The sequence below is a fragment of the Pseudomonas sp. TNT3 genome (genome assembly GCF_010095445.2).
Lineage (GTDB): Bacteria > Pseudomonadota > Gammaproteobacteria > Pseudomonadales > Pseudomonadaceae > Aquipseudomonas.
The window spans coordinates 1-2,808 of the sequence record NZ_WFGV02000119.1 but is presented as its reverse complement, the minus strand read 5'-3'; the positions used below and the strand labels follow the sequence as shown (position 1 = coordinate 2,808).

1 protein-coding gene and 1 pseudogene are annotated in these 2,808 nt (G+C 64.0%); both read left to right on the top strand.

Annotation, left to right across the window (positions count from 1 at the left end; all coding sequences use genetic code 11):
* On the top strand, positions 1 to 689 hold a 689-nt coding region (locus GBC55_RS29565; protein ID WP_247267070.1), incomplete at its 5' end, for a phosphopantetheine-binding protein.
* Positions 689 to 2,704: pseudogene (locus GBC55_RS29560) on the top strand (condensation domain-containing protein); the annotation flags it as partial. The gene GBC55_RS29565 and the pseudogene GBC55_RS29560, both read left to right, overlap by 1 nt.
* Positions 2,705 to 2,808 lie beyond the last annotated feature (104 nt).

The window sequence follows — 2,808 nt, the reverse complement described above, 5'->3', positions numbered from 1 at the left end:
ACCGCAGCGGCGACCTGGCGCGTCAGCGTGCCGACGGCAGCATCGATTACCTGGGGCGCATCGACCAGCAAGTGAAGATTCGCGGATTCCGCATCGAACTTGGCGAGATCGAAGCGGCGCTGCTGGCCCAACCGGGTGTGCGTCAGGCGGTGCTGAGCGTTCACCCGAGCGAAGGCGGGCCGCAGCTCTGCGCCTACGTCGTGGCCGAGCAGACGCCCCACGATCCGATTGCCTGGCGTGACCACCTGCGCGCCGCGCTCAAGGTTGATCTGCCGGAGTACATGGTGCCGAGCCACTGGCTGCTGCTTGATGCCTTGCCGCTGACCGGCAACGGCAAGCTCGACCGCAAAGCCTTGCCAGTGCCGGACGCGCAAGACTGGCAACGACCGTTCGAAGCCCCGGAAGGCGATCTTGAACGGCACCTCGCCGGCATCTGGGCCAGCGTGCTCGGTGTGGCGCAGATTGGCCGCCGCGACAACTTCTTCGAATTGGGCGGGCATTCGCTGCTCGCCGCCCAGGCCAGTGCCCGCGTGGAACTGGAACTGGGTATCGAGCTGCCGCTGCGTGCGCTGTTCGAATCCGCCGACCTTCAGGCTTACGCCGCCATGGCCGGGCAACACGCCCCGACTGACAACGATGCACGTCTGAATGCGCTTGAGTCGCTTCTCGACGAGATGGAGATCAACTGATGGAACACACCACTGCCCAGCGTATCGCCAGCCGCTTCGCCGGCCTGCCTGCCGACAAGCGCCGCGAGTTTCTGACACGCATGCAAGAGCAGGGCGTGAGCTTCGGTCAGCTGCCGATTCCGCCAGCCGTCGAGCTGCAGGAAAGCTTCGAACTGTCCTATGCCCAGCAACGCCAATGGTTCCTCTGGCAGCTTGATCCACAGGGTTCGGCCTACAACATTCCCGCGGCGTTGCGTTTGCACGGGCCGCTGAATGTTGAAGCGTTGCAGCACAGTTTCGACGTGCTGCTGGAGCGGCATCGGAGCCTGCGCAGCCGCTTCGTCGAGGACGACGGGCAGGTCATGCAGACCCTGGCTGAATTCACCTCGCTGCTCATCGAAATGATCGACTTGCGCCGTGAACCCGAGGAGCAACGCCTCGCCAGCGCCATGAACCGCGTCGAGCAGGACATCGCCCGGCCGTTCGATCTGCAGCAGGGTCCACTGCTGCGCGTCAGCCTGTTGCAACTCGATGACCAGGACCATGTGCTGTTGCTGACCCTGCATCACATCGTCACGGATGGCTGGTCGATGGGCGTGCTGATCGAAGAGTTTTCCCGACTCTACGCCGCCCATTGCCAAGGGCAGAGCGCTGCCTTGGACCCGTTGCCGATCCAGTACTCGGACTACGCCCTGTGGCAACGCCGCTGGATGGAAGCCGGCGAGCTGGAGCGACAGCTCAACTGGTGGCGTGACACCCTGGGCAGCGAACAACCGCTGCTCGAATTGCCCACCGACCGTGCGCGCCCGGCACAACCGAGCCAGCGCGGTGCGCGTCTGGATTTCGCCCTCGATGCGACCTTGGCCAGTGGGCTGATGGCCTTGGCCAAGCAGCGCGGCGTCACACCGTTCATGCTGTTGCTCGCGAGTTTTCAGGCACTGCTCTATCGCTACAGCGGCCAGTCCGATCTGCGCATCGGCGTACCGATTGCCAACCGTCATCGTGCGGAAACCCGTGGTTTGATCGGCTTTTTCGTCAACACCCAGGTGATGCGCGCCGAACTGGACGGGCGCCTGCCGTTCAGCCAGCTGCTCGACCAGACCCGCGCCGCATCGCTGGACGCCCAGGGCTATCAGGACGTTCCGTTCGAACGTCTTGTTCAGGCGCTGCAAGGTGACCGCAGCCTGAGCCACAGCCCGCTGTTCCAGGTGATGTTCAACCATCAGCAGGCGAAGCCGGCGGCCGTCAGTGGCCTGCTCGCCGGGCTGCGAGTCGAGGCGCTGAACGCGACGGCGCACACCACCCAGTTCGACCTGCAACTGGACACACAGGAGGAGGGCGACCAGCTGTTTGCCAGCCTGACCTACGCCACGGATTTGTTCGACGCCGAGCGCATCCAGCATCTGGCGCGGCATTGGAAAAACCTCCTGGCCGGCCTGTTGGCAAACCCGCAATGCCCGCTCGCGGAGCTGCCCTTGCTGGAAGACGACGAGCGTTTGCGCATGCTCGACGACCTTAATGACACCGCCAGAAGCTACCCGGGCGAAGTCTGTGTGCAGCGTCATTTCGAAGAACGCGTGGCTGAACACGGCGATGCGACGGCGCTGGTGTTCCAGGGGCAACAACTGACGTACGCCGAGCTGAACCTGCGTGCTAACCGTCTGGCTCATCACTTGCGCGCCCAGGGCGTCGGCCCGGAAGTGCTGGTGGGGATCGCCTGCGACCGCTCGTTCGAAATGGTCGTCGGCCTGCTGGCGATTCTCAAGGCTGGCGGCGCTTATGTGCCGCTCGACCCGGAATACCCGCTGGATCGCCTGAGCTACATGATCGACGACAGCGGCATTTCACTGCTGCTGACCCAGGCGCATCTGCTGGAACAATTGCCGACCCCGGACACCGTGCGCACCTTGTGCCTGCACGCCGAGGCCGATTGGCTGAAGGATCTGCCGGGCACCGACCTGAACAACCTCGCGGTCGCCGAAAACCTCGCCTATGTGATTTACACCTCCGGTTCCACTGGCATCGAGCCTGGCGGTGTCCCGGGATGACAACGCAGTGTTCGTGGTCAACCCGGTGGACAACACCACCTACTTTTACGCCGAAGGCATGAACGCACCGATGTCCGGCTACCCCAATCGCG